4 protein-coding genes are annotated in these 3,367 nt (G+C 70.9%); all 4 read right to left on the reverse strand.

Annotated features, from left to right (window positions below; all coding sequences use genetic code 11):
• Positions 1-871, reverse strand: an 871-nt coding sequence (gene coxB / locus Q7W29_00605; protein MDO9170314.1) for a cytochrome c oxidase subunit II, incomplete at its 3' end; no start/stop codon positions are given.
• A 2-nt stretch (positions 872-873) separates the two neighbouring features.
• Positions 874-1,674 (reverse strand): SCO family protein, encoded by an 801-nt coding sequence (locus tag Q7W29_00610; protein ID MDO9170315.1) that lies wholly within the window; start codon positions 1,672-1,674, stop codon positions 874-876.
• Positions 1,675-1,676: 2 nt separating this feature from the next.
• Positions 1,677-1,979: a hypothetical protein gene (locus Q7W29_00615; GenBank protein ID MDO9170316.1), complete on the reverse strand. Its 303-nt coding sequence runs from the start codon at positions 1,977-1,979 to the stop codon at positions 1,677-1,679.
• A gap of 19 nt (positions 1,980-1,998) precedes the next feature.
• Complete coding sequence (locus tag Q7W29_00620; protein MDO9170317.1) at positions 1,999-3,198, reverse strand: quinol:cytochrome C oxidoreductase; 1,200 nt, start codon at positions 3,196-3,198, stop codon at positions 1,999-2,001.
• Positions 3,199-3,367: the final 169 nt, after the last annotated feature.

Raw genomic sequence — 3,367 nt, forward strand, 5'->3', positions numbered from 1 at the left:
TGCTGACGTAGTTCTCGTCGGCCAGCGCCCGCCCGCCGCCCTTGAACGACCGCTCGCTGCCGAACAGGTTGCGGAAGGTCGGCCCCACGCCGGCGGCGCCGTCGAGCGTGTGGCACTGCTTGCAGCCCAGCACGTTGTAGACGCGCTCGCCGCCCTCGACGGGCGTCAGGCCGCTGAGGATGTCCGAGTGCTCGCGCAACCAGGCGTCGAATTCCTCGGGCGGGAGCACCTTCACGGTCGAGAGCATCGACGAGTGCTGGGTGCCGCAGTACTCGGCGCAGTAGAGGTCGTAGTCGCCGGGCCGCACGGCGGTGAACCAGGCCTTGCTGTAGCGCCCCGGCACCAGGTCCCGCTTGATGCGGAAGGCGGGGATCGACAGGCTGTGGATCACGTCCTGCGAGGTCATCACCAGCTGCACCGGGCGGTCGGCCGGCACGTGCAGCAGCTCGTCCACGTACCCGTTCGGGTAGGTGAAGGTCCACTTCCACTTCTGGCCCGTCACCTGGATCTGGTAGGCGTTCAGCGGCGGCGTCGACATGTCGACGTAGGCCTGGAAGCCGAACCAGAAGATGGCCGCGACCAGCAGCACCGGGATGGCCGTCCAGACCACCTCGACGGCCAGGTTGTGCGACGGCGAGGGCTCCGGCTCCTCCCCCTCGCGGCGGCGGCGGTAGCGCACGGCGAAGATCGCGAGCAGCGCCATCAGCAGCGTGAAGAAGAACAGCGAGATCCAGAAGATGAAGTAGAACAGGTTGTCGACGGTGCCGGCGGCCTCCGAGGCCCGGACCGGCAGCCAGAAGGTCCCGTCGCCCGTGGCCAGGAAGGGGACCCCCGCCCCGCGGACCGACAGCGTGTTCAGCAACCCGCTCAAGATCATGTCGATTTCCTTCTGCGGTCGCGGCGCCACAGCAGCGCCAGCCAGCCCGCGATCGCGAGCACCGTGACGAATCCGGCGATCTTCATCAGCCTGCGCGCGGACGGCCCGTAGCGGCCCACGCTCGAATCGTAGTCGTAGCAGAGCAGCAGGAGCTTCTCCTTGGTCCCGCCGATCCGGCCCCCGGACGCCTCGGACAGCGCCAGGCGCAGCGTCTGCGCGTCGAACTCGATGCCGTACAGGTAGCGGGCCACCCGGCCGTCCGGGGTGCAGACCACCAGGGCGGCCGGATGCATCCACTTCTGGGTCTTCTCGTCCCAGACGTAGCCGAACCCGACGGCGTCGGCCACGGCGCGGCTGTCCCGCGCGCTGCCGGTCAGGAACCGCCAGCCGGCGGCCGCTTCGGGCCGCCCGTAGGACTCCAGCGCGTTCTTCTTCTTCAGGTCCGCCAGCCGCGGGCCCTCGCGCTCGTCGATGCTCAGCGTCACGATCCCGAACTCCCGGCCCGGCGTCCACTCCACGTCGCGCAGGCCGTCGACCATGCCGTTGAGCACCAGGCCGCACAGCATCGGGCAGGCGAAGTAGCCCAGGTTCAGGATCACCGGGCGTCCCGGCGCGAAGCAGTCGCCCAGCCGGACCGCCGCGCTGTCCTCGCCGGCGAACACCAGGTCCAGGGGCAGCGTCGCGCCCGGGCGCTCGACGACGTCGATCGCGGCCAGGTCCGGCTCCGCGCGTGTCGGGGCCGCGGCCGCCGTCAGGACCGCGAGCACGCACGCGGCCGCCGCGATCCGCATCGCCATGCCTAGTCCCCGTCCCTGCCGTGGCGGCGCGCCACGGCGTCCATCGCCATCTCGATGGGCATGCCCACCAGGCCCGCGGGCCCGTCGACCCAGCGCACGCCCTGTTCCAGCACGCCCCGCTGGGCGGCCTGCAGGGCCAGCAGCTCGGCCGGAGCCACCGCCACCACCTTGCGCTCGAACTGGCGCCGCTGGACGAGGTGGAAGCCGATCTCCAGGGCGAGGATCGACACCACCAGACCCAGGGCGAACACCAGGCCGTAGGTCACGATGGCGTGCAGGTCCGTCTTGTCCGCTTCGGTCCGCATGGGCTCGCGCCCCTCCCGTCTAGTAGTTCTCGAAGTTCAGCGAGGCCCGCAGCCTCGGATCGCGCCGCGCGATCAGCAGGCGCGGCCCGGCGACCAGGGCCAACGTCGCCGCGTAGAGGCCGCCCATGCCCACCAGCAGGGCCGCGTCCATCAGCCGCAGCGGGATCCCTCCCGGGCTCAGCTCGGGCATGATCAGCCAGAACAGGTCGACCCAGTGCATGACCAGGATCCAGACCGCCCAGAACGCCATCAGCCGCACGCGCCGCTTCGTGAAGCGCGACATCAGCCCGGCGAAGGGGATCAGCCAGTGGCCGAAGATCAGCAGGTAGCCCACGGCCGACCAGCCGTTCTGCTGCCGGCGCAGGTACCAGCCCGTTTCCTCGGGGATGTTCGCGTACCAGATCAGCATGTACTGGCTGAAGGCGATGTAGGCCCAGAAGAAGACGAAGGCGAACATGGCCCGGCCGTAGTCGTTGTAGTGCTCGAGGGTCACCGCGTGCACCAGGCGGCCCGAGCGCTGCAGGCCGGCGGTCAGCAGCGTCATCACCGCGAAGAAGCTGGCGACGATGCCGGCGAACCAGTAGACGCCGAACATGGTGCTGAACCAGTGGGCGTCGAGGCTCATCAGCAGGTCGAAGGCCGCGAAGGTCTGGGTCAGGCCGTAGAGGATCAGGGCGGGGCCGCCCAGCCGCTCGGAGCCGGCGGTGATCGCGGGGTCGCCGGTGGCGTCCTGCCGCAGGGAGCGGCGGCGGTAGATCGTGGCCAGCAGGATCCAGACGGCGAAGTAGAAGGCGATCCGCAGGGTGAAGAAGCCCGGGTTCAGCCAGCCCGCCTTGTGCTCGAGCAGCGGGTCGCCCGCGACGCGGGTCGGGTCGGCCCAGACGTAGATGTCGCCGAGGTTCAGCAGCACGGGCAGCGCGAGCAGCGCCATCAGCGGCAGCGTGCCCGAGACGATCTCCGCCAGGCGCCGCACCACCGCGCTCCAGGTCGACCGCGTCAGGTGCTGCAGCGGCACGAACCACAACGCGCCCAGCGACAGCGACAGGAAGAACAGCCAGTTCAGCAGCCAGGCGTGCAGGAAGTGCCGCATGCCGTCGCCGGCGGCGCGGCCCAGCAGGAAGCCGGCCCCCAGCCCGACCACCCCGACCGCGAGCCCGACCGCGGCGATGCGCCGGGCGGCGCCGCCGAGGACCAGGTTGTCGCCGTCCAGGACGGCCACGTCACGTCGCGCGTGTTGAGACAAGACCTCACGCTCCCATCGGGTTCGCGGCGCCCACGGGCGCCACCCTCACTGCTGCGTCGTCCCCGTCATCGTCGTCGTTGTTGCCGTCGTCGCCGCCGCCGGCGCGGGCGGCGCGGGCGGCGGGCCGAGCGCGGCCAGGTCCGCG

Source organism: bacterium (assembly GCA_030654305.1).
In the GTDB taxonomy this organism is placed as follows: Bacteria; Krumholzibacteriota; Krumholzibacteriia; order LZORAL124-64-63; family LZORAL124-64-63; genus PNOJ01.